The organism is Microvirga sp. 2MCAF35 (assembly GCF_052115545.1).
Classification (GTDB): Bacteria; Pseudomonadota; Alphaproteobacteria; order Rhizobiales; family Beijerinckiaceae; genus Microvirga.
In genome coordinates this window covers 39,438-65,378 of record NZ_JBFRGW010000006.1, presented here as the reverse complement: position 1 = coordinate 65,378, position 25,941 = coordinate 39,438, and the positions used below count along the sequence as shown (strand labels likewise).

The 25,941-nt window shown below is 64.7% G+C and carries 24 protein-coding genes and 1 pseudogene; 9 read left to right on the top strand and 16 right to left on the bottom strand.

Annotation, left to right across the window (positions count from 1 at the left end):
• Nucleotides 1-99: 99 nt before the first annotated feature.
• From AB4097_RS04650 to AB4097_RS04630, 5 genes are read left to right on the top strand one after another with little or no spacing between them, the layout of a single operon-like run.
• Nucleotides 100-1,074, top strand: a complete 975-nt coding sequence (locus AB4097_RS04650) for an ABC transporter permease (RefSeq protein ID WP_442037433.1) — start codon at nucleotides 100-102, stop codon at nucleotides 1,072-1,074.
• Nucleotides 1,071-1,982, top strand: a complete 912-nt coding sequence (locus tag AB4097_RS04645; protein ID WP_442037432.1) for an ABC transporter permease — start codon at nucleotides 1,071-1,073, stop codon at nucleotides 1,980-1,982. The genes AB4097_RS04650 and AB4097_RS04645 overlap by 4 nt, the downstream gene beginning before the upstream one ends.
• A complete protein-coding gene (locus AB4097_RS04640; protein ID WP_442037431.1) occupies nucleotides 1,979-2,998 on the top strand; it encodes an ABC transporter ATP-binding protein in 1,020 nt (339 codons plus the stop codon). Before AB4097_RS04645 ends, AB4097_RS04640 begins: the two co-directional genes overlap by 4 nt.
• On the top strand, nucleotides 2,950-3,954 hold the full coding sequence (locus AB4097_RS04635) for an ABC transporter ATP-binding protein (RefSeq protein WP_442037430.1): 1,005 nt from the start codon (nucleotides 2,950-2,952) through the stop codon (nucleotides 3,952-3,954). Before AB4097_RS04640 ends, AB4097_RS04635 begins: the two co-directional genes overlap by 49 nt.
• Before the next feature lie 16 nt (nucleotides 3,955-3,970).
• Nucleotides 3,971-5,494 carry a carboxypeptidase M32 gene (locus AB4097_RS04630; protein ID WP_442037429.1) on the top strand — a complete coding sequence of 508 codons (1,524 nt, stop codon included), beginning with the start codon at nucleotides 3,971-3,973 and terminating at the stop codon, nucleotides 5,492-5,494.
• A 50-nt stretch (nucleotides 5,495-5,544) separates the two neighbouring features.
• On the opposite strand, the pseudogene AB4097_RS04625 reads toward AB4097_RS04630, so the two are convergent.
• From AB4097_RS04625 to AB4097_RS04610, 4 genes and pseudogenes are all read right to left on the bottom strand, one after another.
• Nucleotides 5,545-6,630 (bottom strand): annotated as a pseudogene (locus AB4097_RS04625) (siderophore-interacting protein).
• Between the two features lie 28 nt (nucleotides 6,631-6,658).
• On the bottom strand, nucleotides 6,659-7,189 hold the full coding sequence (locus AB4097_RS04620) for an iron chelate uptake ABC transporter family permease subunit (protein ID WP_442037428.1): 531 nt from the start codon (nucleotides 7,187-7,189) through the stop codon (nucleotides 6,659-6,661).
• A 30-nt stretch (nucleotides 7,190-7,219) separates the two neighbouring features.
• The gene (locus AB4097_RS04615) at nucleotides 7,220-7,891 is read right to left on the bottom strand and encodes an ABC transporter substrate-binding protein (protein ID WP_442037427.1); all 672 of its coding nucleotides are present in this window, start codon (nucleotides 7,889-7,891) and stop codon (nucleotides 7,220-7,222) included.
• Complete coding sequence (locus AB4097_RS04610; protein ID WP_442037426.1) at nucleotides 7,892-8,089, bottom strand: hypothetical protein; 198 nt, start codon at nucleotides 8,087-8,089, stop codon at nucleotides 7,892-7,894. It lies immediately after the preceding gene.
• A gap of 111 nt (nucleotides 8,090-8,200) precedes the next feature.
• Here AB4097_RS04610 and AB4097_RS04605 point away from each other — a divergent pair, with 111 nt between their 5' ends.
• The 3 genes from AB4097_RS04605 to AB4097_RS04595 are packed head-to-tail and all read left to right on the top strand — an operon-like array spanning nucleotide 8,201 to nucleotide 11,139.
• Nucleotides 8,201-8,500 (top strand): TonB-dependent receptor domain-containing protein, encoded by a 300-nt coding sequence (locus tag AB4097_RS04605; protein ID WP_442037425.1) that lies wholly within the window; start codon nucleotides 8,201-8,203, stop codon nucleotides 8,498-8,500.
• 50 nt (nucleotides 8,501-8,550) lie between these two features.
• Complete coding sequence (locus AB4097_RS04600; protein WP_442037512.1) at nucleotides 8,551-9,348, top strand: ATP-binding cassette domain-containing protein; 798 nt, start codon at nucleotides 8,551-8,553, stop codon at nucleotides 9,346-9,348.
• Between the two features lie 54 nt (nucleotides 9,349-9,402).
• Nucleotides 9,403-11,139: an ABC transporter ATP-binding protein gene (locus AB4097_RS04595; RefSeq protein ID WP_442037424.1), complete on the top strand. Its 1,737-nt coding sequence runs from the start codon at nucleotides 9,403-9,405 to the stop codon at nucleotides 11,137-11,139.
• Between the two features lie 146 nt (nucleotides 11,140-11,285).
• On the opposite strand, the gene AB4097_RS04590 is transcribed toward AB4097_RS04595, so the two are convergent.
• The 11 genes from AB4097_RS04590 to AB4097_RS04540 form a co-directional block, all read right to left on the bottom strand.
• A complete protein-coding gene (locus AB4097_RS04590; protein WP_442037423.1) occupies nucleotides 11,286-11,756 on the bottom strand; it encodes an opioid growth factor receptor-related protein in 471 nt (156 codons plus the stop codon).
• A 46-nt stretch (nucleotides 11,757-11,802) separates the two neighbouring features.
• On the bottom strand, nucleotides 11,803-12,654 hold the full coding sequence (locus AB4097_RS04585; protein WP_442037422.1) for a sulfite exporter TauE/SafE family protein: 852 nt from the start codon (nucleotides 12,652-12,654) through the stop codon (nucleotides 11,803-11,805).
• A gap of 74 nt (nucleotides 12,655-12,728) precedes the next feature.
• Nucleotides 12,729-13,445, bottom strand: a complete 717-nt coding sequence (locus AB4097_RS04580) for a DUF1028 domain-containing protein (protein WP_442037421.1) — start codon at nucleotides 13,443-13,445, stop codon at nucleotides 12,729-12,731.
• A 10-nt stretch (nucleotides 13,446-13,455) separates the two neighbouring features.
• Nucleotides 13,456-15,249, bottom strand: a complete 1,794-nt coding sequence (locus AB4097_RS04575; protein WP_442037420.1) for a gamma-glutamyltransferase family protein — start codon at nucleotides 15,247-15,249, stop codon at nucleotides 13,456-13,458.
• 27 nt (nucleotides 15,250-15,276) lie between these two features.
• Nucleotides 15,277-16,152, bottom strand: coding sequence for an ABC transporter permease (locus tag AB4097_RS04570; RefSeq protein WP_442037419.1), 876 nt, complete (start codon nucleotides 16,150-16,152; stop codon nucleotides 15,277-15,279).
• On the bottom strand, nucleotides 16,149-17,096 hold the full coding sequence (locus AB4097_RS04565; protein ID WP_442037511.1) for an ABC transporter permease: 948 nt from the start codon (nucleotides 17,094-17,096) through the stop codon (nucleotides 16,149-16,151). The genes AB4097_RS04570 and AB4097_RS04565 overlap by 4 nt, the downstream gene beginning before the upstream one ends.
• An 80-nt stretch (nucleotides 17,097-17,176) precedes the next feature.
• A complete protein-coding gene (locus tag AB4097_RS04560) occupies nucleotides 17,177-18,676 on the bottom strand; it encodes an ABC transporter substrate-binding protein (RefSeq protein WP_442037418.1) in 1,500 nt (499 codons plus the stop codon).
• Nucleotides 18,677-18,717: 41 nt separating this feature from the next.
• Complete coding sequence (locus AB4097_RS04555) at nucleotides 18,718-19,809, bottom strand: ABC transporter ATP-binding protein (RefSeq protein WP_442037417.1); 1,092 nt, start codon at nucleotides 19,807-19,809, stop codon at nucleotides 18,718-18,720.
• Nucleotides 19,810-19,814: 5 nt separating this feature from the next.
• Entirely contained in the window at nucleotides 19,815-20,876 is a 1,062-nt protein-coding gene (locus AB4097_RS04550; protein WP_442037416.1) for an ABC transporter ATP-binding protein, read from the bottom strand.
• The gene (locus AB4097_RS04545; RefSeq protein ID WP_442037415.1) at nucleotides 20,866-21,633 is read right to left on the bottom strand and encodes a FadR/GntR family transcriptional regulator; all 768 of its coding nucleotides are present in this window, start codon (nucleotides 21,631-21,633) and stop codon (nucleotides 20,866-20,868) included. The genes AB4097_RS04550 and AB4097_RS04545 overlap by 11 nt, the downstream gene beginning before the upstream one ends.
• Nucleotides 21,634-21,950: 317 nt before the next feature.
• Nucleotides 21,951-22,835 carry an SDR family oxidoreductase gene (locus AB4097_RS04540; RefSeq protein ID WP_442037414.1) on the bottom strand — a complete coding sequence of 295 codons (885 nt, stop codon included), beginning with the start codon at nucleotides 22,833-22,835 and terminating at the stop codon, nucleotides 21,951-21,953.
• A gap of 486 nt (nucleotides 22,836-23,321) precedes the next feature.
• Between AB4097_RS04540 and AB4097_RS04535 the strand changes: the two genes are divergently transcribed.
• The gene (locus AB4097_RS04535; RefSeq protein WP_442037413.1) at nucleotides 23,322-24,470 is read left to right on the top strand and encodes an amidohydrolase; all 1,149 of its coding nucleotides are present in this window, start codon (nucleotides 23,322-23,324) and stop codon (nucleotides 24,468-24,470) included.
• A 228-nt stretch (nucleotides 24,471-24,698) separates the two neighbouring features.
• Here the strand turns inward: AB4097_RS04535 and uxuA are convergent, their stop codons facing one another.
• Complete coding sequence (gene uxuA, locus AB4097_RS04530) at nucleotides 24,699-25,895, bottom strand: mannonate dehydratase (protein ID WP_442037412.1); 1,197 nt, start codon at nucleotides 25,893-25,895, stop codon at nucleotides 24,699-24,701.
• Nucleotides 25,896-25,941 lie beyond the last annotated feature (46 nt).

Sequence of the window (25,941 nt, the reverse complement as noted above, 5' to 3'; positions counted from 1 at the left end):
AACTTCCTTTCCCTCCGGCTTTCTGATTGATGGATGGCCGGGAACATCGGGCCGCGTGCCCTTCGCTTCCTGCCATTTCGGCACCATGCACGAGACAGCATGATTGGTTTTCTCATTCAGCGCGTTCTGCAGGCGCTCATGGTCGTCATTGCGATGTCGATCATCGTGTTCCTCGGCGTCTATGCCATCGGCAACCCCATCGACGTGATGATCGACCCCGCGTCCGATCAGGCGTTGCGCGAGGCTTTGATTCATCGCTATGGGCTCGACCGCCCTCTCTACGAGCAGTACTTCGTGTTCATGAACAACATGCTGCACGGAGACCTCGGCGAGTCGTTCATCTATCGGTTGCCGGTGTTGAACCTGATCTGGTCGCGCTTCCCGGCGACCCTGGAGCTTGCGCTGACGGCGATGCTGATCGCCACGGGCCTGGGAATTCCGCTTGGTCTCTGGGCCGGGTACAAGCCGGATTCGTTTTCGGCCAAGGCGATTATGGGCTTATCCGTTCTCGGTTTCAGCGTTCCGAGCTTCTGGGTCGGTCTTCTGCTCATCATGGCTTTCGCGGTCGAACTCGGCTGGCTGCCGTCGGGCGGGCGTGGTCCCACCACGCAGGTGCTCGGCATGAATCTGTCGATCACCTCGCTCGAGGGCTGGAGCTACATTATCCTTCCGGCGTTCAACCTCGCGCTGTTCAAGCTCGGTCTGCTGATCCGCCTGACGCGCGCGGGCACGGCCGAGGTGATGAGCTCCGATTACGTGCGGTTCGCCCGCGCCCAGGGGCTCTCCGAAAGCAAGGTCGTCGGCCTCCATGTGCTCAAGAACATCTCGATTCCCATCGTGACCGTCTTCGGCCTGGAGCTCGGCTCGACCCTGGCCTTCGCGGTGGTGACGGAAACGGTCTTCAACTGGCCCGGCATGGGCAAGCTCATCATCGATTCCATCACCGTGCTCGACCGTCCCGTGATGGTCGCCTACCTCATCCTCGTGGTCTTCCTCTTCGTTTTGATCAATCTCATCGTCGATCTGGTCTACGGCCAGCTTGATCCACGCATTCGCGTGAAGGCGGCATCATGAGCAGCTCTCCCGCTCTTCCCTTGCCCGCCGAGACCGGCTGGAGCCGGCTCTCCAATTTCTGGGCGGATTTCCGCCAGAGCCCGGTCGCCGTCGCTGCGCTCGCCGTCGTTGTGATCGTGGTTCTCATGGCTGTCTTCGCGCCGTTCGTCGCACCGCAGGATCCCTATAACCAGGAAGCGCTGGATCTGTTCGACGCCCGCCTCGAGCCCGGTGAGATCGGCTCCGGCGGCTACGTTCATTGGCTCGGCACCGATGCGGCTGGACGCGATCTCTTCTCGGCCATTCTCTATGGCTTGCGCACGAGCTTGATCGTCGGCGTCATGGCAGGCAGCCTGGCGCTCGTGCTCGGCACGACGGTTGGTCTCATCGCGGCCTATTACGGCGGCCGCATCGAGGCGCTGATCATGCGCATCATCGACCTGCAGCTCTCCCTGCCGGCGATCCTGCTCGCACTCGTCCTCGTGGCGATGCTGGGGCAGGGGCTGATGCAGCTCGTAGCCGCCCTCGTGGCCGCGCAATATGCCTACTTCGCCCGCACCACCCATGGTGCGGCCAGTGCGGAACGGCGCAAGGATTATATCGAGGCGGCACTCTCGACGCCTCTACCTGCGCGCCACGTGCTGTTTCGGCATCTGCTTCCCAATGCGCTGCCGCCCCTGATCGTGGTGGCGACCGTGCAGGTGGCGAACTCCATCGCGCTGGAAGCGACGCTGTCGTTCCTGGGGCTTGGCCTTCCCATCACGCAGCCTTCGCTGGGTTCGCTCATTTCCAACGGCTTCCAGTTCCTGCTGTCCGGCCGCTACTGGATCTCGATCTATCCCGGCATCGCCCTGATGCTGACGGTCGTCGCCATCAATCTCGTGGGCGATCAGGTCCGCAACGTTCTGAACCCGAGGCGCAGCCGATGAGCGAAGCGGTTCTTCGTGTCAAAGACCTTCAGACCCAGTTCCAGACCAGGGCGGGCGTTCTGAAGGCGGTCGACGGCGTCAGCTTCGAGGTCGGCCGAGGTCGCATTCTGGGACTCGTCGGCGAGTCCGGATCCGGCAAGAGCGTGACGGGTTATTCCATCCTCGGCCTGATCGAGCCACCCGGCAGGATTGCCGGAGGTGAGGTTCTCCTGAACGGCAAAGACCTGACCGGACTGAAGGGCGAGGCCATGCGGAAGGTCCGCGGCGCCCAGATCGCCATGGTCTTCCAGGACCCGATGATGACGCTCAATCCGGTTCTCAAGATCGGAACGCAGATGATCGCGGCCGTGCGGGCGCACGACAAGGTCTCGCGCAAGGTGGCCCGTGCCAGGGCGCGCGACGCGCTCGCCAAGGTGGGCATTCCAAGCCCCGAAGAGCGGCTCGATGCCTATCCGCATCAGCTCTCCGGCGGCATGCGACAGCGCGTGGCGATCGCCATCGCTCTCCTGCACAGCCCCGCGGTTATCATCGCGGACGAGCCGACGACCGCGCTCGACGTCTCGATCCAAGGCCAGATCCTGGCCGAGGTGCGGCGCCTGGCTGACGAGACCGGCACGGCCTTCGTGTGGGTGACGCACGACCTCGCGGTGGTGTCGAGCCTCGCGGACGACATCTGCGTCATGTATGCGGGGAGGATCGTGGAAAGCGGGCCGGCCGCCGATGTGATCGCATCTCCGCGCCATCCCTACACCGCAGGCCTTCTCGCATCCGTCCCGGCCGAGCATGAGCCCGGGACGAAGCTTCCACAGGTTCCGGGATCGACGCCATCCCTGGCCAATCTCCCACCAGGCTGCGCCTTCGCGCCCCGCTGCGCCAAGGCGGGACCCGCCTGCACCACGACGCCGCCCGTCCAGACCTTCGCGGACGGACGCACCGCCCTATGCCATTACCCGATCGAGCCCGTTTCATGCCAGCCGCTCTCCTTGACATCGACCACGTATCGAAGCGCTTCATAAAGCAGCCCAACATCGGCGAACGCATCGCCGGTCTCCTGGGGGCGGGTCCGAAGGCCGAGACCGTGCGCGCGGTGACCGACGTCAGCCTGTCGGTCGCCAAGGGCGAGGTCGTGGGTCTGGTGGGCGAATCCGGGTGCGGAAAGTCGACGCTCGGGCGCATGATCGCCGGCATCTACACGCCGAGCGACGGCAAGATCCTGTTCGACAAGGTCCCCGTGGCCAAGTCGCAGGGACGGCGGACGCAGAAGCTGACGACCCGCGTGCAGATGATCCACCAGGATCCTTTTGCCAGCCTCAACCCGCGTATCCGCATCGGCGACACGGTGGCCGAAGGGCCTGTGACGCATAACATCGTCAAGGGGCGCGATGCGGATTCGTACGTGGCGGATCTGCTTGGGCGGGTCGGGCTCGACCCGAGCTACCGCAGGCGCTTTCCCCATCAGTTCTCCGGCGGCCAGCGCCAGCGCATCGCCATTGCCCGCGCGCTCGCCATGAAGCCGGATCTTCTGGTGCTCGACGAGCCGGTGGCATCCCTCGATGTGTCGATCCAGGCGCAGGTGCTCAACCTGTTCATGGATCTGCGCCAGGATCTCGATCTCACCGGCATCTTCATCAGCCACGATCTCGGCGTGGTGCGGCATGTCTCCGACCGGGTCGCGATCATGTATCTCGGCCGCATCGTCGAACTGGCGCCCACGTCAGAGCTCTACGCCAATCCGAACCATCCCTATACGCGCGCACTGTTCGAGAGCGTTCCCCGCATCGGTGTGGGCAAGAAGAGCTTCCGTCCGATCGCCGGCGAAATTCCGTCGCCGCTTCATCCGCCGAGCGGATGCCACTTCCATCCGCGCTGCCCCTTCGCCGGTCCGCGCTGCAAGCGGGAAACGCCCCCACTCACCGGCATCGCTCCTGGCCGCTTCTCCGCCTGCCATCTCAACACCGGCGGCACGGATTAATCGAGACCTCTGAAACATGACCCAGCAAGCCTCTCTCGTGGCGCTTCAGGAGCGCATCGCCGCCGTCAACGACGTGCTCAATGCAACGTCCGTCCTGACGTGGGATTCCCGCACCATGATGCCTGCTGGCGGGGCGGAAACCCGCGGTCATCAGATCGCGACGCTGACCCGGGTGGCGCGCGATCTGCTGCTCGCGCCGGAGACCGAGACAGCGCTCGATGAGGCTGAACGGGCGGTCGAAGGTCTTGCCGAAGATTCCGCAGAGCGGCGCATGGTGCAGCAGACGCGGCATGCGGTGGACCACCACAAGAGAGTCCCGGCATCGCTGATCCAGGAGCGGGCGGCTCTTCGCACCCTAGCTCAGGCAGCCTGGATCGAGGGACGCTTGAAGAGTGATTTTTCGATCTTCGAACCCCACCTTGCCAAGACGGTCGAATTGTCACGCGCCTATGCCGATTGCATCGGCTGGAGCGAGCATCCCTACGACGCCATGGTGTCGATCTACGAGCCGGGCGAGACGGCCGCGAGCCTTAAGTCCCTGTTCCGGGAACTGCGCGCCGGGCTCCTTCCGATCCTCGAAGTCGCACGGTCGCGGCCTCAGCCCCGTTCGGACTTCCTGTTCCGCGACTATCCGGAGGAGGGGCAGCGTGCCTTCGGCCTGAGTCTCGCCGAGAAGCTCGGATACGATCTCAAGCGCGGACGCCTGGACACGACAGTGCATCCGTTCGAGGTGTCATTCACGCGCAACGACGTGCGCATCACCACCCGCTACAATCGCAACTACCTTCCGGCCTCCATGTTCGGCACCGCCCACGAGGTCGGGCACGGGCTCTATGAGCAGGGTGTCGACCCGGCCTATACGCGCACGACGCTGGCGACCGATCTGGTGGGGCTCTATGCGGTCGGCGGGACCAGCTTCGGCGCCCATGAATCCCAGTCGCGCCTGTGGGAGAACCACATCGTCCGCAGCCGCACCTTCTGGCAGCTGCACTTCTCCGAATTGCAGAAGCACTTTCCGGATCAGCTCGGCGACGTGAGCGCGGAGGAATTCTACCGCGCCGTCACCCGCGTCGAGCCCGGCTTCATCCGCGTCGAGGCGGATGAGCTCACCTACGATTTCCACATCATGCTGCGGGCGGACATCGAATGCGCGCTCATGGATGGCTCACTGCCCGTCGCCGACCTGCCTGATGCCTGGAACGCGGCGATCAAGCGCGATCTCGATCTCGTCGTCCCGAACGATGCCCAAGGCGTCCTGCAGGACGTACATTGGTCGACGGGCTATATCGGTTCCTTCCCGACCTATACCGTCGGTAACATCATGGGCGCCCAGGTGATGGACACCCTGCGCCGGCAGAAGCCGTCCCTCGATGCAGCCATCGCGGCAGGCGAGTATTCGGCTCTGGCGGGAGAACTGCGCACCCGGATCTGGGAGCACGGCCGCCGGTTCAAGCGTGACGAACTGCTGGAGCGGGAGACCGGACGCGGCCTCGATCCGGCGCCGTACTTGGCGTATCTTCGAGACAAATATGCGGCTTAATCTTTTCCAGATCGCGTGAGCCAAGCCGCAGTGGATCCGCTGCGGCTTTTTCAATGCTCGACCTGATCGGCCGTATGGCCCGCGCGCCAATAGGAGACGACCTGGTGTTCCGACGTTGGCATCTTCCATTCCTTGCGCAGGAGCCTCTTCAGGCATCGGCAGCTTTTCTGCTCGCATCCGGCCCAGATGAAGCGACGTGCCGCGCTCGACGGCATGGCGATTCCACGGAGGGCATCTTCGAGCAGGGAGGTCGTTCCCGCCGGGGCCCCGTCCCGGTGGATCCAGCGGATGTTTAGCGCCGCAGACGAGCGGAGCGACTGCTCCTCGCTCGCGTCAGCCACTTCGAGCAGGACGGTGGCCCGGCATTCGGCCGGAAGCTCCGCCAGGATCCGGCTGATCGCCGGCAGCGCCGTTTCATCGCCGGCAAAAAGATACCAGTCCGCATCCGGAAGCTCGCCTCCCGCCGATCCCATGGCGCCGACGACATCTCCGGGGCGGGCTCTTCGGGCCCAGGTCGAACTTGGCGTTTCTTCATCGTCGTGCAGGACGAAATCGACGTCGATCTCGCCGCGATCCACGTCGATTGCGCGGATCGTGTAGATCCGCATCACCAGTCGATCCTCTCCCTTCGGCCAGACCGGCCGCCCGTCATCGCCCGTCACCGGCTATTGCGGAACGACGCCAGACCTCGGAGGGAACAGGAGCCGGACATGCATGCCGCGGGTGGCGAACCGGGCAAGATCCGAGCCTTGCAACCGGGCACGACGCATGCGGGGCGTCAGGTTGGTGGCGCTGATGACGCGCATTTCGCGGAAGTAGGGCAAGGGCGAACCGGCAGCGCCATCGCCGCTCCAGGAGATGCGGGGCGTCTCACCCTCGGCAAAGCCGAGGATATGCTCGGCGAGGCTCCATTTCACGTAAGCGAGGCCCGTTGCTTCGGCGCCTTCGGCACGAAGATGGAGGCTCTCGCCGTCCGCATCGACAGCTGCACTGCCATAGGTGAAGTCCAAGCGGGCGGAGCGCTCGGAACGCTCCACTCGGCCGTGTTCGACGAAATGCTCGCAGAGTTTGTCCATGATCCGGATGGGGCCGGCGAGGGCAACGCGGGCCTCGGCGCGAAGGAGGGATGAGGTCATCGTTCGTTCCATGACAATGGCGCTCCGCCTATCGGTTTCGACGCAGGAGCCAGATCAGATACGGTCCGCCGATGAGCGAAGCGAAGAGACCCAGCGGGAGTTGGTAGGGGAAGGAGACGACCCGCGAGAGCCAGTCGGCGCTGATCATCATCCCCGCGCCGATCAGGATTGCGGCCGTCAGCTGATGATGGGCACGGCTGAAGCCGATGAGACGCGCCATGTGGGGTGCGACGAGTCCGACGAAGCTCAAAGGACCGACAATGAGCGAGGCCGCGGCTGTCAGGCCCGCGGCAAACAGGGTGAGCGTCACGCGGCTCGTGTGAAGCGGCAGGCCGATGGCGCGAGCCTGATCGGGGCCAAGAGGGAGGATGTCGAGCCAGCGGATCGCGAGGGGCAAAAGACCCAACGGGACGACGGCTGCCGTCATGGCAACCAAGGCCTCGGTCCAGGTGACCTGACCGGTCGAGCCGCTGATCCAGGCCAGGAGCTGGAAGGCACGCGCGTCTCCCGTGATCATGGCCGCATTGACGAGGGCGTTGCAGAATGCTCCAAAAGCCATGCGAATGCGGAGGGCCCCGTTGCTCTGGTCCTAACCATTTGTGATCTCGCGGTTCGATAGCGCTTCGCTGAGAATCCTTGCGAAACGCCGTGCGGCGGGAAGCGCGCCGAATGGATTGACGGGCGGCAGCGTCACGACGCGTCCTTCGCGAATCGCCGGAAAGGCTTTCCACAAAGGGCTCTTGCCGAGAGTGACGTGGGCATCCGGAGGAACCGGGGAGATAATGGCGATCAATGCCTCCGGCATCTCCACGAGGGCCTCCAGAGGCAGGGGAGCCGCCGCCGCATAGCTGGTGGGCTTTTGCCACGCATTACTGAGGCCGAGGCGCTGGAGTACGTCGCCGAACATGCTGTCGGGGCCGAAGACCCGGAAGTGGCGCGCATCGCCGAGATTGATCAGGAAAACCGGACGTGTCTTGTCCACAATGCGCCGGCTTGCCTGGGCGATCTCATGGGACGATGCACTGACATAAGTCTCGGCCTGCGGCTTACGTCCGAGATACTCGCCAAGGGCCAACGTTGTCTCCTCGGCCGCCAGGTAAGGAGAGCGACCCGGTTCGTAAACCGAGTAGGACACGACAGGAGCAATTCGTTCCAAGTTGTCCTGCACCCATGTGAACCAGCCCGAGCTGACGATGAGGTCGGGATGGGCGAGGCGCAGCATCTCGAAATTCGGCGAGCCGCGAAGACCGAGATCGGTCACCTACGGCGGCACGGTCGGCTCGATGGCGATCTTTCTAAACTGCACAAGCTCGGTTGCGGCGACAGGCACGAAGCCCAGCGCGAGCAAAGTCTCGAACATGGCCCAATCGAGAACGGCGATCCGCCGGGAAGTCTCCGCCTCGGATTTGCCGCCGATAAGAGTGCCGATCGACACCCCAAGAAACCAGCGCCGGTTCAAGGTGAATGCATTTCGTGCGGAGTCAGGCGGCATGGGTATTCGCAATATCGGTGTGTTCTGTGAGTATTTGTCAGAGATATACTTGCAAATGCATGTCGGATACTTAGCATCGTGGATGCGCTTCCGATGCTCGCCCTCCTGTCGCCATCGCTCTTTCTCTGCCACGTACTGCTCTTCGGCGCCGGCATTCGCTATGTCGGCTTCTCCTATGTCGACAACGAGAACACCCTGAAGGTGCCGGCCGCCACCGTGTTCGATGCCGCCACCCGCTACACGCGGGACAATTTCACCCTGGCGCTCAACGTCAACAACCTGTTCGACAACGAGTATGTCTCCTCTTGCGACACGCAGTACACCTGCAACTACGGAGCCGGGCTCGTCGCAACCCTGAAGGCGAGCTACAAATGGTGACGCCCGGGGCGCTATTTCGCGGCGGCGCCCTCACGCCTGTGCCGAAGTCCATGGCCGCCGGTTCCTTGTCCGAGACTCCCTTGTTCGAACTGACCGAGCTCAGCTTCACGATCCCGGAGCGGACCTTGCTGCATCCGCTCAGCCTGAACCTGCCGGGTCGGCGCGTGATCGGGCTCATCTGTCACAACGGTTCGGGAAAGTCCACGCTGATCAAGCTGCTGGCCCGCCAGCTGCCGGCGACCAGCGGCACGGTCAAGTTCGAGAGAAAGGTCCTGTCGGACTGGAGCGAGCGGCATTTCGCGAGGCGGGTCGCCTATCTGCCGCAGCCGCCGCCGCCCGCATCCGGCATGCTCGTCAAGGAGCTTGTGGCGCTCGGCCGCTATCCCTGGCATGGCCCGTTGGGTTGCTTCGAGACGGTCGACGGTGAAAAGGTGAGGGAAGCCATGGCTCTCGCCGACGTGGAGCCTTTCGCCGACCGGGTCGTTGAGACGCTCTCCGGCGGCGAGTGCCAGCGGGTCTGGCTCGCGATGCTGGTGGCGCAGAATGCGCAGTTCCTGCTCCTCGACGAGCCGATTTCAGTGCTCGACGTCACCCATCAGATGGAGGTGCTGGCGCTCGTCCAACGTCTTTCCCGCGAGCGCGGAATCGGCGTGGTCGTGGTCCTGCACGACGTCAACATGGCAGCTCGGTTCTGCGACGAGATCCTGGCCCTCCAGGCGGGGCGGCTGATCGCTCGCGGCACGCCCGAGGAGATCATGACGCCGCCCCGGCTCCAGGCCATCTACGGCATTGCCATGGACGTCATCGCCCATCCCGTCACCGGACAGCCCGTCAGCTTCGTCCGTTGATCCCTGTCACTTGTCCGGCTTGCCCTCGACGGCAGCCGGAAGTACCTCTCCTCCATGCGCCCTCTGCTCAAACGCTTCTTCGCCTATTACCGGCCGCATCGCGGCCTCTTCGTGCTCGATTTCTCCTGCGCGGTCGCTTCCGGCCTGCTCGAACTCGGCTTTCCGATTGCCGTCAAGCTGTTCATCGACACCCTGCTTCCGACCGGCCAGTGGGGATTCATCACGCTGGCCTCGGCGCTTCTGCTCGCGATCTACATTCTCAACGCGGGCCTGATGGCCACGGTGACCTATTGGGGGCACATGCTCGGCATCAACATCGAGACGGAGATGCGGCGCAAGGCTTTCGACCATCTCCAGAAACTCTCCTTCGGCTTCTTCGACAACCAGAAGACCGGACATCTCGTGGCGCGCCTCACGAAGGATCTGGAGGAGATTGGGGAGGTCGCCCATCACGGGCCAGAGGATCTGTTCATTGCCGTGATGACGCTCGTCGGAGCCTTCATCCTGATGTTCACCGTCAATGTGCAGCTTGCCGTGATCACAGCCCTCGTGGTGCCGCTCACCGCCTGGCTGACGACCCGCTATGGCGGTCGCATGACGCGCAACTGGCAGGCCCTTTATGGGAAGGTCGGCGATTTCAACGCGCGCATCGAGGAGAACGTCGGCGGCATCCGCGTCGTCCAGGCCTTTGCCAACGAGGATCACGAGCGGCGCCTGTTCGCCGCCGACAACCAGGGTTATCGCAAGACGAAACTGGAAGCGTACCGCATCATGGCGGCCTCGACCTCGCTCAGCTACCTGAGCATGCGCCTGATCCAGATGGTGGTCATGGTCGCCGGCAGCTATCTGGTGCTCAAAGGCGAACTCAGCGCAGGTGGATTCGTCGGGTTCCTGCTCCTCGTCGGCGTGTTCTTCCGGCCCATCGAGAAGATCAACTCGGTCATCGAGACCTATCCGAAGGGAATCGCCGGTTTCAGACGCTACATGGCGTTCCTCGATACGCGCCCCGACATTGCCGACCGTCCCGGCGCGCGCGACGTGGGCAAGCTCAGGGGCGACATCGCGTATTGCAACGTGCAGTTCGGCTACGCCTCGGAGCGCCCGATTCTCAAGGGGCTAGACCTGACGATCCGCGCCGGCGAGACCATCGCCTTCGTCGGTCCTTCGGGCGCGGGCAAGACCACCATCTGCTCCCTGCTGCCCCGGTTCTACGAGGTCGACAGCGGCTCCATCGTCATCGACGGGATCGATATCCGCGACATGACGCTCCGCTCCCTGCGCGGCCAGATCGGCATCGTGCAGCAGGACGTGTTCCTGTTCGCCGGCACGATCCGCGAGAACATCGCTTATGGCCGGCTCGAGGCGAGCGACGCCGAGATTCTGGAGGCAGCCCGCAGGGCCCGGCTCGACGAGGTGATCGCCTCGCTTCCAGCCGGTCTCGACACGGTCATTGGAGAGCGGGGCGTCAAGCTCTCCGGGGGGCAGAAGCAGCGCCTCGCCATTGCGCGCATCTTCCTCAAGAACCCGCCGATCCTCATCCTCGACGAAGCGACGTCGGCCCTCGATACGGAAACCGAGCGGGCGATCCAACAGGCCCTCGCCGAGTTGTCGCAGGGGCGCACGACGCTGGTGATCGCCCATCGCCTCGCCACAATCGTGAACGCCGACCGGATCGCCGTCATCGACCATGGCATCATTGCCGAGCAGGGCAGCCACAAGGAGCTTCTCGCCCGCGATGGCATCTACCGGCGGCTGAGCGAGGCGCAGTTCGCCTCAGAGGCTGGCTTATAAGGTGGTGCGGGTGTTTCCCTCCCCCTTGTGGGGAGGGCTAGGGTAGGGTGTGAGCGATAGCCTATCCGCGAATGGCGCCGGCACCTCCAACTCCTCCCCACAAGGGGAAGGAGAGCCCCAAGCACTTTACGATTCAGACACCGATATCAAGCGCCTGCCGCGTCCGACCAGTACGTGCGGCTGCGGGCATTGACGGGCGATCCTGATGCCTCGTTCAAGGCAAGGATCGCCTCATGGAAGCGTCGCGCCTCGTCCGGTCCGGTCAGGATCCTGAGGCTGTGGATGATCCTGGTGATGCGCAGGTGGTTGTGATCGTAACCGGTGAGCCACCAGCGCGTGTCGCGGTAAAATTGGAGCATCCGCTCGGTCGCCTTGCCGAGAGTTTCCAGGGCGGCCGGGTCTGTCCGGATTGCGTCGATTTCGGCCTGCGTCAGGACCGGGGCTCCGGGCTGCGCGGCGCTGCGGGTCGGAAGCGGGAACAGCCACTGGATGTAATCATGCACCTCTTCCAGCCGTTCGTCGGAAAAGCCCAGCACATCGGCAGCGATGCGTCCCCGACCGTCGCGTCCGGTTCCGGCGAGAAAGGCATGGAGAGGTCCTGTTGTGGATAACGCCATGGCTGTGCCTCCGGTTGAGAGACACAGCTTAGAGCCTCGAACGATCTCAGGCCAGGAGACTGACGAAGAAGCGGGCGCAGACGAGCAGGAGGAAGATGCCGAAGGCCACTTCCAGCCGGCGCTTCGAAAGCCGATGCGCCAGACGCGCGCCGACCGGCGCCATCCATGTGCTGGTGGGGATGAACAGCAGGAGGCCGAGAAGCGAGACGTAGCCCAGCGCAAGTGGCGGCTGGAAGGCAATCACGTTCGGGTAATCGGCCATGTGCGGCCAGCCGGCATAGATGTACCCGATGGCGCCGGGGATCGAGATCAGGATGCCGAGGCCCGACGAAGTCGCCACCGCCTGATGGATCGGGCGGTTGTAGAAGGTCATGAACAGGTTGGAGAGCTGACCCCCGCCGATGCCCATGAGGGCCGAGAGGATGCCGATGAGCCAGCCATAGGCTACCATGATGGGCTTTGCCGGCATGTCGAGGCCGAAGCGCCAAGTGTCCTTGCCGAAAAGGAGACGGACGGCGGAGATGCCCGCGACCACCACGAAAACGGTCTTGAAGAGATCAGCCGGGGCATAGCGGGCGATGATGCTCCCGACGATGACGCCGAGAACCACCGGCACTGCCCACACCCGCAGGATGCTCATGTCGACGGCCCCCTTGGCCTTGTGGGCCGAGAAGGAGCGCAGCGAGGTCGGGATGATGATGGCAAGCGAGGTGCCGACGCAGAGCGGCATGCGCACTTCTTCGGGCACCTCCAGGATGCGGAAGAGCTCGTAGAGGATCGGCACGGCGACGGCGCCGCCGCCGACGCCGAAGACGCCGGCGAGCAGGCCGGTGATCGCACCGGCCGCCAGGAGCGCGACCACGAGCCACGCCAGATCGAACAAGGGAATGCCAAACATCGGAAAGTCCATCGGAGGGAGGCAGATGCCGTAGGATTTTTTTGTTCTGTCGGCAAGTTGCACTATGGGAGGGGCTATCTTGAGGTTCGCCGCTCCTGATATTCGCGCGCCCTCTGGTCGATCCAGGACCGGTCCGTGATGCCGCCGGGATTGGCGCGGGTCGCCATGGCGTCCATGAAGGCGAGGAAGCGCTCATGGGCGACGCCGTAGAGCCGGCGCAGCTCCTCCAACGGCTCCGGGTGATCGTCCACGCGCAGGTCGAGCATGGGATAGGGCTCGTCATGCCAGATCTTGATGGCGGCGGATTGCTTGCCGCGCTTGTCGCCGCCTTCGGCTTGGCCTGCATCGAGAGCCGTCATGAGGCGATCCGCGAAGGGCAGGTCTATGCGGCGCTTGTAGGTTTCGAGCGTTGCTTCGACGACGGTCGGCCCGGCCAGCATGTTGCCGGCGACCGAGACGGCTTCATCGGTCAGATGCCCGCACCAGTCGATGCAGTCTCCACCCGTATGGGCGGCGGTGCGGCCGTCCCGGTCGATCACATGGAGCTGGCGCGATCCACGGCCAGGATCCTGGGCCGTGAGGATCGCGACGATCTCCTCGGCGCTTCGTCCCTCGGCCAGGAGGCGGATGCCGTCCGTGCCGTAAAGGGGATTGACGAGAGCCTGCGTGGCGAGCGCACCGATCCGTGCCGCACCATGGGGGCAGAGCGCCCCCACGGCGAAGAACTTGGTGGTGACCGCGACGCCAAAGGCGCCGGTCTCGGGATCCTTGGCGATGATCGACCAGGTCATGCGATACCCCTCAGCGGCCGACCGCATACGCCTGCATGAGGCGCGGCGTGGCGGCGCCGTGCAGCAGGCCGTCCTTGTCGCGGCTCGCCGCCACGAGGCGGCCGACGGTCCAGGCGGGAGCGACCTCGACCTCGTGGCCGCGCGCACGCAGATCATCGAGCACCTCCGCGCCGTAGGTCTCCTCGGCCATGAGGTGGCCGGGCTTCTGCTCGCGCGGATAGAACGACGAGGGGAAATGCGCCGTGTGCGACATCGGCAGGTCGATGGCTTCCTGCAGGTTCAGGCCGTGATGGGCATGGCGCAGGAAGAGGAGGAGCTGCCACTGCTCCTGCTGGTCGCCGCCGGGAGAGCCGAAGACCATGTAGGGTTCGCCGTCCTTTTCCGCGAGAGTCGGAGTGAGCGTGGTGCGCGGGCGCTTGCCGGGCGCCAGGCTCGCCGGCAGGCCTTCCTCGAGCCAGAACATCTGGGCGCGCGAGTTGAGCATGAATCCGAGTTCCGGAATGACCGGCGAAGATTGCAGCCAGCCGCCGGACGGCATGGCGGCGATCATGTTGCCGAAGCGGTCCACCACGTCGATATGCACCGTGTCGCCGCGACGGGCCGAACGCATGGATTGAAGCGTCGGTTCGCCGCCCGTCACTTCGCGGTTCGTCGTCGAGAGATTACGCAACGCCTCGAGGGTGCGCTCCACCTGGGTCTCGTAGCCCTCGATGCGGCCGGGACGCAGCTCGAACGAGGCCTTGTCGGTGATGAGCTTGCGACGCTTGTCGTTATAGGCATCCGATAGCAGCGTCTCGATCGGCACATCCACGAAATCGGGATCGCCGTAATAGGCCTCGCGGTCGGCGAAGGCGAGCTTCTTGGCTTCGGTGACCGTGTGGATGAACTCGGCGCTGGTCGGACCCATAGCGGCGATGTCGAAGCCCTTCAGCAGCGCCAGCGTCTGGAGGAAGACCGGGCCCTGGCCCCAGGGCCGGATCTTGTTCACCCGGTAGTTATGGTAATCGTAGGTCTGCGGCGCGTCGTAGCTCGCGGACCAGTTCGCCATGTCCTCGCCAGTCAGCACGCCGCGATGGTGCGAGCCGCTCTGATCCATGACCTCCGTCTTGCGCACAAAGGCGTCGATGGCCTCGGCCACGAAGCCCTTGTAGAAGGCGTTGCGCGCCGCTTCGATCTGAGCCTCGCGGTCGCTGCCCTTGGCCTCGCCCTCGCGGAGGATGCGCTTCCAGGTGTCCGCGAGCTGTGGGTTGCGGAAGAGTTGGCGCGGCTTGGGGACCTCGCCGCCGGGCAGGAAGACGGCCGCCGTCGTGGGCCATTCCGTCTCGAAGAACTCCTTCAGGCCCTTGATGGTGTCGGACACGCGCGGCAGCAGGGGATGTCCCTGTTCGGCGTAGTAGATCGCGGGCTCCAGCACGTCCCTGAGCGACAGCAGGCCATGATCGCGCAGAAGCAGCATCCAGGCATCGAAGGCGCCGGGCACCACCGTGGCGAGGAGGCCGTTGCCCGGGATGAGCTTGAGGCCCTCGTTCTTGTAATGCGCGATGGTGGCACCTGCCGGGGCCGTTCCCTGACCGCAGAGCACTTCCACCTTCTTGGTCTTCGCCGAGTAGAACACCGCCGGCACTTCTCCCGACGGTCCCACCAGATGTGGTTCGACGACCTGCAGCACGAACGCGGAGGCGACGCAGGCGTCGAAGGCGTTGCCGCCCTTTTCGAGCATGGACATGCCCGCGGCGGACGCGAGCCAATGGGTCGAGGTGACGATGCCGAAGGTGCCGAGGATTTCTGGCCGTGTCGTAAACATGATGTCTTATCCGAAGTTGCGTCGTGATTACTGTTCGCGGGGGTCGAGCGCGTCGCGCAGGCCATCGCCGAGGAGGTTGAAGCCGAGGACGATCAGGAAGATCGCGGAGCCCGGGAAGATCGACATCCAGGGAGCCTGATCCATGAAGTTCTTGGCGGTGTTGAGCATGGAGCCCCAGGAGGGGTTCGGGGGTTGCTGGCCGAGCCCGAGGAACGAGAGGCTTGCTTCCGCGATGATCGCGGTCGCGATGGTGAGCGTGCCCTGGACCAGGATCGGCGGCAGCACGTTCGGGAACACGTAACGCACCAGGATCCAGAAATCGGGCAGCCCGATGGCGCGCGCGCCTTCGACATAATCCTCCGCCTTGACGGTGAGCACCTGTCCACGGGTGAGGCGGATGAAGATCGGCATGGCTGAAAGACCGATGGCGATCATCGCGTTGGTGAGGCTCGGGCCGAGGAATGCGGCCAGCGCAATGGCGAAGATCAGGAAGGGGATTGCCAGCATGGCATCGGTGGCGCGGGAGATCGCGGCGTCGACCCAGCCGCCGAAATAGCCCGAGATGAGGCCGAACGGCACGCCGAGCACGATGGCGATGGTGACCGACACCACGCCGGCCATGATGGACGCGCGGGCGCCCCAGAGCATGCGGGACAGAAGATCGCGGCCGAGTTCGTCGGTGCCGAACCAGAACAGGGCCGAGGGCGCCTTGCGGATGCTCGTGAAGCTCGGCTTGACCGGATCGAAGGGGGCGAAATAGGGGCCGATGAGGGCGACGAGAACGAAGAACAGCACGATGGCGCCGCCGAGAACGGCGCTCTTGTTCCTCAGGAACTTGGCGAGGACGCGGCTGCGCTTTTTCGGCAGCGCGACCTCATCGGCGATAACGGCTGTGGCGGTCATGCGGCGTGCCTCAGGCGAGGATTGACGAGAACGTAAAGGACATCGGCCAGCAGGTTCATGAAGATGAAGCCGACCGCCGTGCAGAGGACGACGCCCTGCACCACCGCGTAGTCACGGTTGAACACAGCATCGACGATGAGCTTGCCGAAGCCCGGGATGGTGAAGATCTGCTCCGTGAGCACGGCGCCGGCGAGAAGCTCGCCGAAGAGCAGGGTGGACAGGGTCACGATGGGCACGAGCGCGTTGCGCAGGGCGTGTTTCAGGATGACCTTCCTGGACAGCAGGCCCTTGGCGCGGGCGGTGCGGATGTAGTCGGAGCGCATGACGCCGAGCATGGCGCTGCGGGTATGACGCATCAGGCTCGCTGCGAGGCCGGTGCCGAGCACGAAGGCCGGCATGAGCATGGTCTTGATGTTGAGCCACAGGTCCTCGGTCGGCGGCACATAGCCGGAGGCGGGCAGGAGCTTCCAGCGCACCGAGATCAGCATGATGAGCATGATGCCGAGCCAGAAATTGGGAATGGACAGGCCCGACAACGCGATGACGTTGGCCGTGTAGTCGACCGCCGTCCCCTTCTTGACGGCCGATATGATGCCGGCCGGAATGCCGATGGCGAGCGCGACGATCATCGCCATGATGGCGAGTTCGAGGGTTACGGGCAGTTTGCTGAGGATCAGGTCGAGCACCGGAATGTCGGTGCGAAGCGAAATCCCGAGATTGCCGGTCAGGGCCGATCCGATCCAGGCGAAGTACTGAACCGGGATGGGATCGTCCAGGCGGTACTTTTCGCGCAGGAAGGCGAGCACCTGCGGGTCGCGTTCCTCGCCCGCCATGGTGAGAACAGGATCGCCGGGCAGAAGCTTCTGCAGGGCGAAGACCAGGAGCGACACGATGATCAGTGTCGGGATGGCAATCAGTATTCGTCGTCCGATGTAGCGCAGCATCCGCTCGTGGAACCCGTATCGAGGAAGGGCAGGGGCGTGCCCGGTCATGGAACCGGGCACGCCGATTTTATTAAAACGTCTTAAGAGGCGAACTTCACGCCTTTCAGGCGGATCATGCCGTCCGGATAGGGCTTGAAGTTCTGGACCTTCTTCGTGTGAACGAAGGGCCAGGGTTGGTAGTAGGTGTAGATGATCGGCAGATCCTGCTTCAGGATCTCCTGAGCCGCATCGTAGAGCTGCTTGCGCTTGGCCTCATCGTTCGTGACGCGGGCGTCGTTCAGGAGCTTGTCGACCTGTTCGTTGCAGTAGCGGCCGTCATTGAGCGCGCCCTTGCAGGACACGAAGGGGTGGATGTTGCCGTCGGGATCGACGCGGCCGGACCAGCCGATCACGTTCACGTCGAAGTTGCCCGCCTGGGCTTCCTTCTGCATGGCGGCGAACTCGGTCGGACGTAGCGAGATGTCGAAGCCGGCTTCGGCCGCCATGGCCTGGATGATCTCGGCGATCTGCTGCGCGGTCGTGCCCGTGCCGAAAGTCAGTTCGAGCTTCACGCGGTCGACGCCGGCTTCCTTCAGGAGCTGCTTGGCCTTCGCGACGTCACGCTCGTTGGCCTTGAACTTCGGGTTGTTGTAGGGGCTCGCTTCCGGGAAAGGCTGGCCCGCCGGCGGATAGATGCCCGCCCCGACCACTTCGTTGATGACGTTGCGGTCGATGGACAGCTCGAGGGCCTGCCGGACGCGCTTGTCCTGACCGAGCGGGGTCTTGGAGCGCTCGCCGTTGTTGGTGTTGATCGTCAGGCCCTGGTAGCCGATGCCGGAGACCGGAGCGAAGACCAGATTGGAATCGCTCTTCACGGCCGGAACGTCGCTCGGCGCCAGACGCTCGAGAAGGTCGAGATTGCCGGAGCGCAGGTTGGCGAGGCGCACGGTCGTATCCGGGATGGGCTGGAACACGATGCGCTCGAAGTTGTAGTTCTTCGCGTCCCAGTAATCGGCGAATTTTTCGAGCACGATGCGGTCGTTCTGCACGCGTTCGACGAACTTGTAGGGACCCGAGCAGACCGGCTTCTGGCCAAAATCGGCATTGCCGAGCGCCTTCGGCGACATGATCATGCCGGCGCGGTCGGAGAGCTGGGAGAGCAGGGTCGCGTCGGCGCGGGAGAGGTTGACCTTCACGGTGAGGTCGTCGACCACCTCCACATTGTCCACCGAGGTCAGCTCGCTCTTGCGCAAGCTATCCGGCAGGGTGCGGGCACGGTCGATATTGGCCTTCACGGCGGCGGCGTTCAGGGGCTCGCCGTCATGGAACTTGACACCCGGACGCAGCTTGAAGGTCAGCGACTTGCCGTCGTCGCCCCAGCTCCACTCGGTGGCGAGCTCGGGCGTGAACTTCAGGTCGGGCGTGATGTCGACCAGCTTGTTGCACAGCGACGTGAACACGATGCGCCCGACGAAGGTGCGCGCGCGGTGAGGATCGAGCACATCGGGATCTTCGTTCAGGCCGATGCGCAGGGTCTGCGCGGAAGCTGCGGTGCTCGCCAGGAGCCCCGCGGCCAAAGCAAGGAGAAGTCTCTTCTTCATTCCATGTCCTCCAATCGTTCTCTGGTTGTCGTCTTCTCAGTTCAAGGGCTCGTCGCGACGGGCTTATCCTGCCGTTCGCGCCAAGTACGGTAGAGCGCCAGGCGCTTCGCGAGCGCCGCGCTCGGGGGCGGCGCGCTGATCGAGCCGGCGCCCGCTCCCTGGATTTCGCGCCAGAAGTGGCAGGCCACCTGCCGGCCGTCCGGCGCCGCTTCGAGGGCCGGGTGCTGCTCCTTGCAGAGCGCGCGGGCATGGGGACAGCGGGTATGGAAGCGGCAGCCCGAGGGAGGAGCGGCCGGGCTCGGCACGTCGCCCTGGAGCAGCGCCTTCGGCTGGCGGTTCGTCGGGCTCGGGACTGGGATCGCGGCGAGCAGCGCCTGGGTATAGGGATGCAGCGGGTTGTCGAAGAGGGCGTCCGTGTCCGACAGTTCCACGATCTCGCCGAGATACATCACGGCGACCCGATCACTCATGTGGCGGATGACGGCGAGGTCGTGCGCCACGATCACGAGGGTCAGCCCGAAGCGGTTCTTCAGGTCCTCGAGCAGGTTGATGATCTGCGCCTGGATCGACACGTCGAGCGCCGAGACCGGCTCGTCGCCGACGATCAACTTGGGATCGCCCGCGAGCGCCCGGGCGATTCCGATGCGCTGGCGCTGGCCGCCGGAAAACTCGTGCGGGTAGCGGTCCGCATGGGTCGGCAGCAGGCCGACCGTGCGCATGAGGTCCGCGACGCGCTCGCGCTTCTCGCGCCCGCTCGCCAGATTGTGCAGCCAGATGGGCTCGGCGATGATGTCGCCCACGTTCATGCGCGGGTTGAGCGAGGCGAACGGGTCCTGGAAGATGATCTGCAATTCGCGCCGCAGCTTGCGCAGCTCGCCCTTGTCGAGCTTCACGATCGAGCGGCCCTCGTAGCGCACGTCGCCCTCGGTCGGCTCGATCAGGCGCAGCAGGAGGCGGCCCAGGGTGGACTTGCCGCAGCCGGATTCGCCCACGACGGCGAAGGTCTCTCCGCGCCGGATGCCGAGGGACACGCCGTCCACGGCGCGCACGATTGTCGGCTTCGACAAAAGGCCGCCGCCACCGAAATGCTTCTTCAGGCCGATTCCTTCGAGCACGATGTCGTCTGCGGGCATCATGCTCATAGGGGGACCCCACGATGAAGTTCGAGAGGGGCATACCAGCAGCGCGCGCGGTGGCCGGGCTTGATCTCGGTGAGCGGCGGCGGATCGTTGGCGCAGTGGCCGTCCGAGAACGGGCAGCGCGGCGTAAAGCGGCAACCCTTGGGCATCAGCTCGGCGGGCGGAACGGTGCCGCGGATCGTAGCGAGGCGTCCCTGGCGCTTTCCGAGCGACGGAACGGAGCCCATGAGGCCGATTGTATAGGGGTGCTGCGGGTCATCGAAGATCGCCTCGACGGGCCCGCTCTCGACCACGCGTCCCGCATACATCACGGCGACCTCGTCGGCGACTTCCGCCACCACGCCGAGATCGTGAGTGATGAGGATCATGGCCGTGCCGGTCTCCTCCTGCAGGCGGCGGATGAGCGTGAGGATCTGCGCCTGTATCGTCACGTCGAGCGCGGTGGTAGGTTCGTCGGCGATCAGGAGCTGCGGATCGTTGGCAAGCGCCATGGCGATCATCACGCGTTGGCGCATGCCGCCCGACATTTCGTGCGGATAGGCCCGCAGGCGCTTCTCGGGCGCGGGAATGCGCACCTTCTTGAGCATGTCGAGCGCCCGCTCCCAGGCTTCGGCATTGGACACCTTGCGGTGTCGGACGATGCCTTCCGCGATCTGGTCGCCGATGGTGAAGGCCGGATTGAGCGACGTCATCGGCTCCTGGAAGATCATCGCCATCCGGTCGCCGCGCAGGTCGGCCCGCTCGCGCTCCGTGAGCGTCAGCAGATCCCGGCCGTCGAACATGGCCGAGCCGGCGACGATCCGGGCCGGCGGTGTCGGCAGGAGACCCATGAGGGCAAGCGACGTCACGCTCTTGCCGCAGCCGGATTCGCCGACGATGCACAGGGTCTTGCCCTTGCGCACGGAGAAGGACACGTCGTCGACGACGTTCACGCCCTTAGGCGCGCCGTCGAAACGGACCGAAAGCCCCCGGACGTCGAGCAGCGGCGGCTCCGCCGCCAGACCGACCGCGCCTGGACCCTGGATGTGCGTCCTCGATTGCTGCGTTGCCTCAAGTCCCATGGAGACGCCGATCCTCGGTATTTTCGGATATTGCTTGCTGTGGATCCGTGCCGTCGGGCAGGGGCCTCGTCATGACCTTCAACAGCCCGTCGCGCACCAATTCGAGATGCTCGCGCATGGCCTGTTCCGCCGCATGGGCCTCGCGCTGGGCGATGGCCGCGATCACGCGTCGGTGCTGGTCCACATAGACCTGCTGCCGGGCTCCCGAGCGGGCCCGCTCGCGCAGAAGGCGCCATGTGGCGTCCTGGCGGATCCGGTCGACCATGTCGAAGATCGCCAGGAGCAGCGAATTGCCCGCGACCTCCGCGATGGCCCGGTGCAGGGCGCTGTCCCAGAGCTCGCGGCCATCCGCATCGGACATCGAGGCGGTCTTGTCCGCCAGATGCAGGAGCCGTTCGATATCGGCGTTCGAGGCGCGCAGGGCCGCGAGACGGGCCAGGGCCGGTTCGATCTCCAGGCGCACGTCCATGACCTCGAGCGGATTGGTTCGCCGGGACAGCTCTTCGAGATCGGACGGCTGCTCCGGTGGGCGGGGGCCGAGAAAGGTCCCTTTGCCCTGATGGCGCCAGATCCGCCCTTCGGCTTCCAGCACTTCGAGCGCACGCCGCAGGGCGCGTCGGCCGATGCCGATCTGCGCTGCGAGAACTCGCTCCGACGGGAGCCGCTGCTCCTCCTCGAAGGAGCCTCCTTCCAGCAGGGCCCGAAGTCGCCCGAGGGCGAAGTTCGAACTATCGAGCAATGGATCGGGCTTGGACATGGAGATCCGGCTGCAGTTGAACCAATCTTGCTGCTGGTCCACAAGATGCGATCTAATGTTTCGTCATTGTGGGCGACAACGAAATAAGGCTAACCCAATGCCGAACCAATTTGCAACTGGTTCGGTGATGGTTCCATGCTCACAGGGTGCCGGTTCGGTGATCAGGAGGGACTGGAAAGGGGCCGCCGCCCTCTGGCGGATCGTTGAAACCTGCCTAAAGTTTACGCAACGAAAGTCTAACGATCCAGCGTGCTGATCGGCGGCATCGAGCTGCCTGAGCCGGGCCGAAACGGCCGGGCCGGATCGCAAAACGGGTGTCAGGGCACCGCCACGATTCCATCGCCGGATTCGAAAAGCGCCCGCAGGCCCTCGCGATAGGTCGGGTAGCGAAGCGCCACGCCGAGTTCGGTCTTGATGCGCGCGTTCCGCACGCGCTTGTTGTCCGCATAGAAGGCGCGCGCCATCGGCGTCTGATCGGCGTCCTCGAAGGGCACCTCCGGGGGAGGCGCGCGGCCGAGCAGCTCGGCCGCATAGGCAATGACATCCTGCGGCGGGCCTGGTTCGTCATCCGCGACATTGTAGATCGCGTTCCGGCTGGGGCGCTCCATGGATGCCATGAGAACCTGCGCGATGTCGGCCGTGTGGATCCGGTTGAACACCTGGCCCGGCTTGACGATGCGCTTGGCCGTTCCGTCCGCGACCTTCACCAGGGCATTGCGGCCGGGGCCGTAGATTCCCGCCAGCCTGAAGATCTGCACGGAGAAGGGAGCACTCTCGCCGAGCGCGAGCCATTCCCGTTCGGCCGCGATGCGCTGGCGCGAGCGGGTCGTCGCCGGATTGGGCGGTGTCGTCTCGTCGACCCAGCCGCCGTCCGCGTTGCCGTAGACGCCCACGGTCGACAGGTACCCGACCCAGCGCAGGTTGGGCGCCGACGCGATGGCTTGAGAAAAATGCTCGAGCACCGGATCGGTCTCGCCTGAGGGAGGGACGGAAACGAGAATCGCGTCCGCACGGGCGATCTGGTCGCGTATGCGGGGATCGTAGCCCGCACCATCGAACACATAGGCCTGAAGACCTTCCGCTTCTATCGCCCGGGCCTTCTCGAGCGAGCGCACCGTGCCGCCGATTTCCTTGAAACGCTCGCGATGGAGGTTGAGGAACTGGTGGGCGGAATAGCCGAGGCCGAAGACGAACAGGTTCATGTGAAAAGGACAACCGACTTTTGCAGGAGCGTCGGGGACCCTAGCGCATCGCGCGGGAAAGGGGAGCCGGTTTTCTCGCGTGTACGGAGAGATGGTGAATGTCGAAGCACGCCATCCGACCTATTCCGTTGACTCTCGTGCTGCCACGTCATCACCGGCCTTGTGCCGGTGATCTCGGTTGGAAGAACGCCGCGCTTTCAAATATCGGGATGGCCGGGACCGGCCCGGCCATGACGTGGCGGGTGTCATCCCCGGCGAGCGAAGCGAGGGAAGGGGATCCACGATCGAGCGTGGAGCTATGGATTCCCTTCCCCTCCGCTGCGCTTCGGCCGGGAATGACACTATCACTCTCGTCGCCCATTCGCCTGCTTCTTTCGACGACTTGATCAAGGCCTGTCCTCGGGTCCATAACGTCAGGCCGAAATAGGCCGGGCTGTCATCGGTTGAGCTTTCTGCTCCCAGCGGATTCCGGCGTGGAGGCAATCCATGGTGTTGACCAACGAGGACGTGGTCGATCTGGTGGCGTTTCGGCACAAGCTCCACCGGGCGCCCGAACTCTCCAGGCAGGAGGCGGAGACGGCGCGAAACGTTCATGCCTTCCTGACTTCAACACGTCCGGACCAGATCATGACGGGCCTCGGCGGGTACGGGATTGCAGCCGTCTATGAAGGCAAGCAGCCCGGACCGACCGTCATGGTCCGGGCGGAGCTCGACGGGCTGCCCATTGAGGAAATCTCCGATCTTCCACATCGCTCCGCGACGCCCGGCAAGGCCCATCTCTGCGGCCATGACGGGCATATGGCAATCCTGGCTGGTCTGGCCCGTGCGCTCAGCCGTCAGCGCCCGCAGCGCGGGCGCGTCATCCTGATGTTCCAGCCGGCGGAGGAGGATGGTTCGGGGGCTGCCGCCGTCGTAACCGATCCGCGATTCCGCGGGATCAGCCCGGATTTCGCCTTCGCTCTCCACAACCTCCCGGGGATGCCGTTTGGCCATGCGGCGCTGACCGAGGGGCCGGTCAGTTGCGCATCCAGGGGCATGCGCGTCGTCCTGAACGGCAAGACCGCTCACGCATCGATGCCGGAGACGGGCGTTTCGCCCGTTCCCGTCGTGGCCGAATTGGCGCCCGCCTTGACGGCTTTGGGCCGTGGTGGCCCCATGGACGAGGGCTTCTCCATGGTGACGATCACCCATGTGAAGATCGGCGAAGCCACCTTCGGAGTGGCTCCGGCCCGTGCCGAAATCTGGGCGACCCTGCGCACCTTGACCGATGCCGGCATGGAGGATCTCTGCGTCAGCGCCGAGCATCTGGTCCTGAGCGCCGCGCGGGAGAAGGGGCTGAGCGTCGAAATCTCCTATGACGACATCTTCGCTCATTGCGAGAACGCCCCGGAGGCGGTCGCCCACCTTCGCCGCGCCCTCGACGAGGAGGGCGTGCCGCATGACAAGGGGGACCTGCCCATGCGGCCCTCGGAGGATTTCGGTCGCTTCGGCCAGAAGGCTCCCGCCGCCATGTTCTTCCTCGGGGCCGGAGAGAACCATCCGAGCCTGCACAATCCCGACTACGATTTTCCGGATGACCTGATCGGCATCGGCGTCCGCGTGTTCATGCGGACATTGCGGAACTTGCTGGGGTAGAGTCCTGCGGTGTCATCCTCGGCGCGCGAAGTGCGGGAAGGGGATCCATGGTGTTGCGCTTGAACGTGGATTCCCTTCCCCTCCGCTTACGCTCCAGCCGGGAATGACATCCTGAACGTCATCACCGGCCTTGTGCCGGTGATCCCGATCGGGAAGGCGCAGCGCTCCACAGCATCGGGATGGCCGGCACAAGGCCGGCCATGACGTAGTGGAAAACCGTGCGACGCCCTAAAGCGGCAGTCCCCGCAGCGACGAAACGGCCTGCATGACGCCGCGCAGCTCGGCGAGGCCTCTCATGCGGCCGATGGCGGGGTAGCCGGGATGCGTGGGTTTGCCGACGTCGTCGAGAAGCTCGTGCCCGTGGTCCGGCCGCATCGGGATACGCCAGTGCTTGTCGCCCGCATCCTTCCGGCGCTTCTGCTCCTCGAGCAGCACCGTCACCAGGGCTACCATGTCCGTGTCGCCGCCGAGGTGGTCGGCTTCCATGAAGGTGCCGTCCGGTTCCTTGGCGACGTTGCGCAGATGGGCGAACCAGATGCGGTTCGAGAAGCGTTTCGCGATGGCCGGAACGTCATTGACGGGATTGGCGCCGAGCGAGCCGCTGCACAGGGTAAGGCCGTTGGCGGGCGAATCGACCGCATCGAGAATGAACGCGATGTCGTCTGCGTTGGACACGATGCGCGGCAGGCCCATGAGCGGGCGCGGCGGATCATCGGGGTGGATGCACATCCGGATGCCGACCTCCTCGGCCGTCGGGATCACCTCGCGCAGGAACCGGGCGAGGTTTTCGCGTAAGGCGCCGGCGTCGATATCTTTGTAGCGGTCGAGCATGACGCGCAGGCCCGGAACGTCGTAGCGGTCATAAGCGCCCGGCAGGCCCGCCATGATGTTGGAGAGAAGCTTGCGCCGGTCGCCTTCGGACGAGCGAACATGCCAGTCCTTCGCACGCTTCAGCACATCGGGCGCGTAATCCGCCTCGGCGCCGGGACGTTCCAGCATGAAGCAGTCGAAGGCCGCGAATTCATGGATATTGAAGCGCAGGGCCGTGGCGCCGCCCGGGAGAGGATAGGCGAGTTCCGTCCGGGTCCAGTCGACCACCGGCATGAAATTGTAGCAGATCGTCGTGACGCCGCATTGCGCAAGGTTGCGCATGGACTGGCGATAATTGTCGAACAGGCTCGTCAGGTCGCCTTCGCCGATCTTGATGCGCTCATGGATCGGCAGGCTCTCGACCACGCTCCACCGCAACCCCAACGAAGGATCGGCGGCGATCATGGCTTTGCGCTTCTCGATCTCCTCGACGCTCCAGATCACGCCATAGGAAATCTGGTGCAGGGCGGTGACGATGCCCGTCGCGCCCGTCTGGCGGATATGCGAAAGCTGAACGACATCCTCGGGGCCGAACCAACGCCAGGTCTGTTCCATGATTACCTCTTTAAAGGTGGGGCCGAACGGAGGCGTCGGCGGAAAT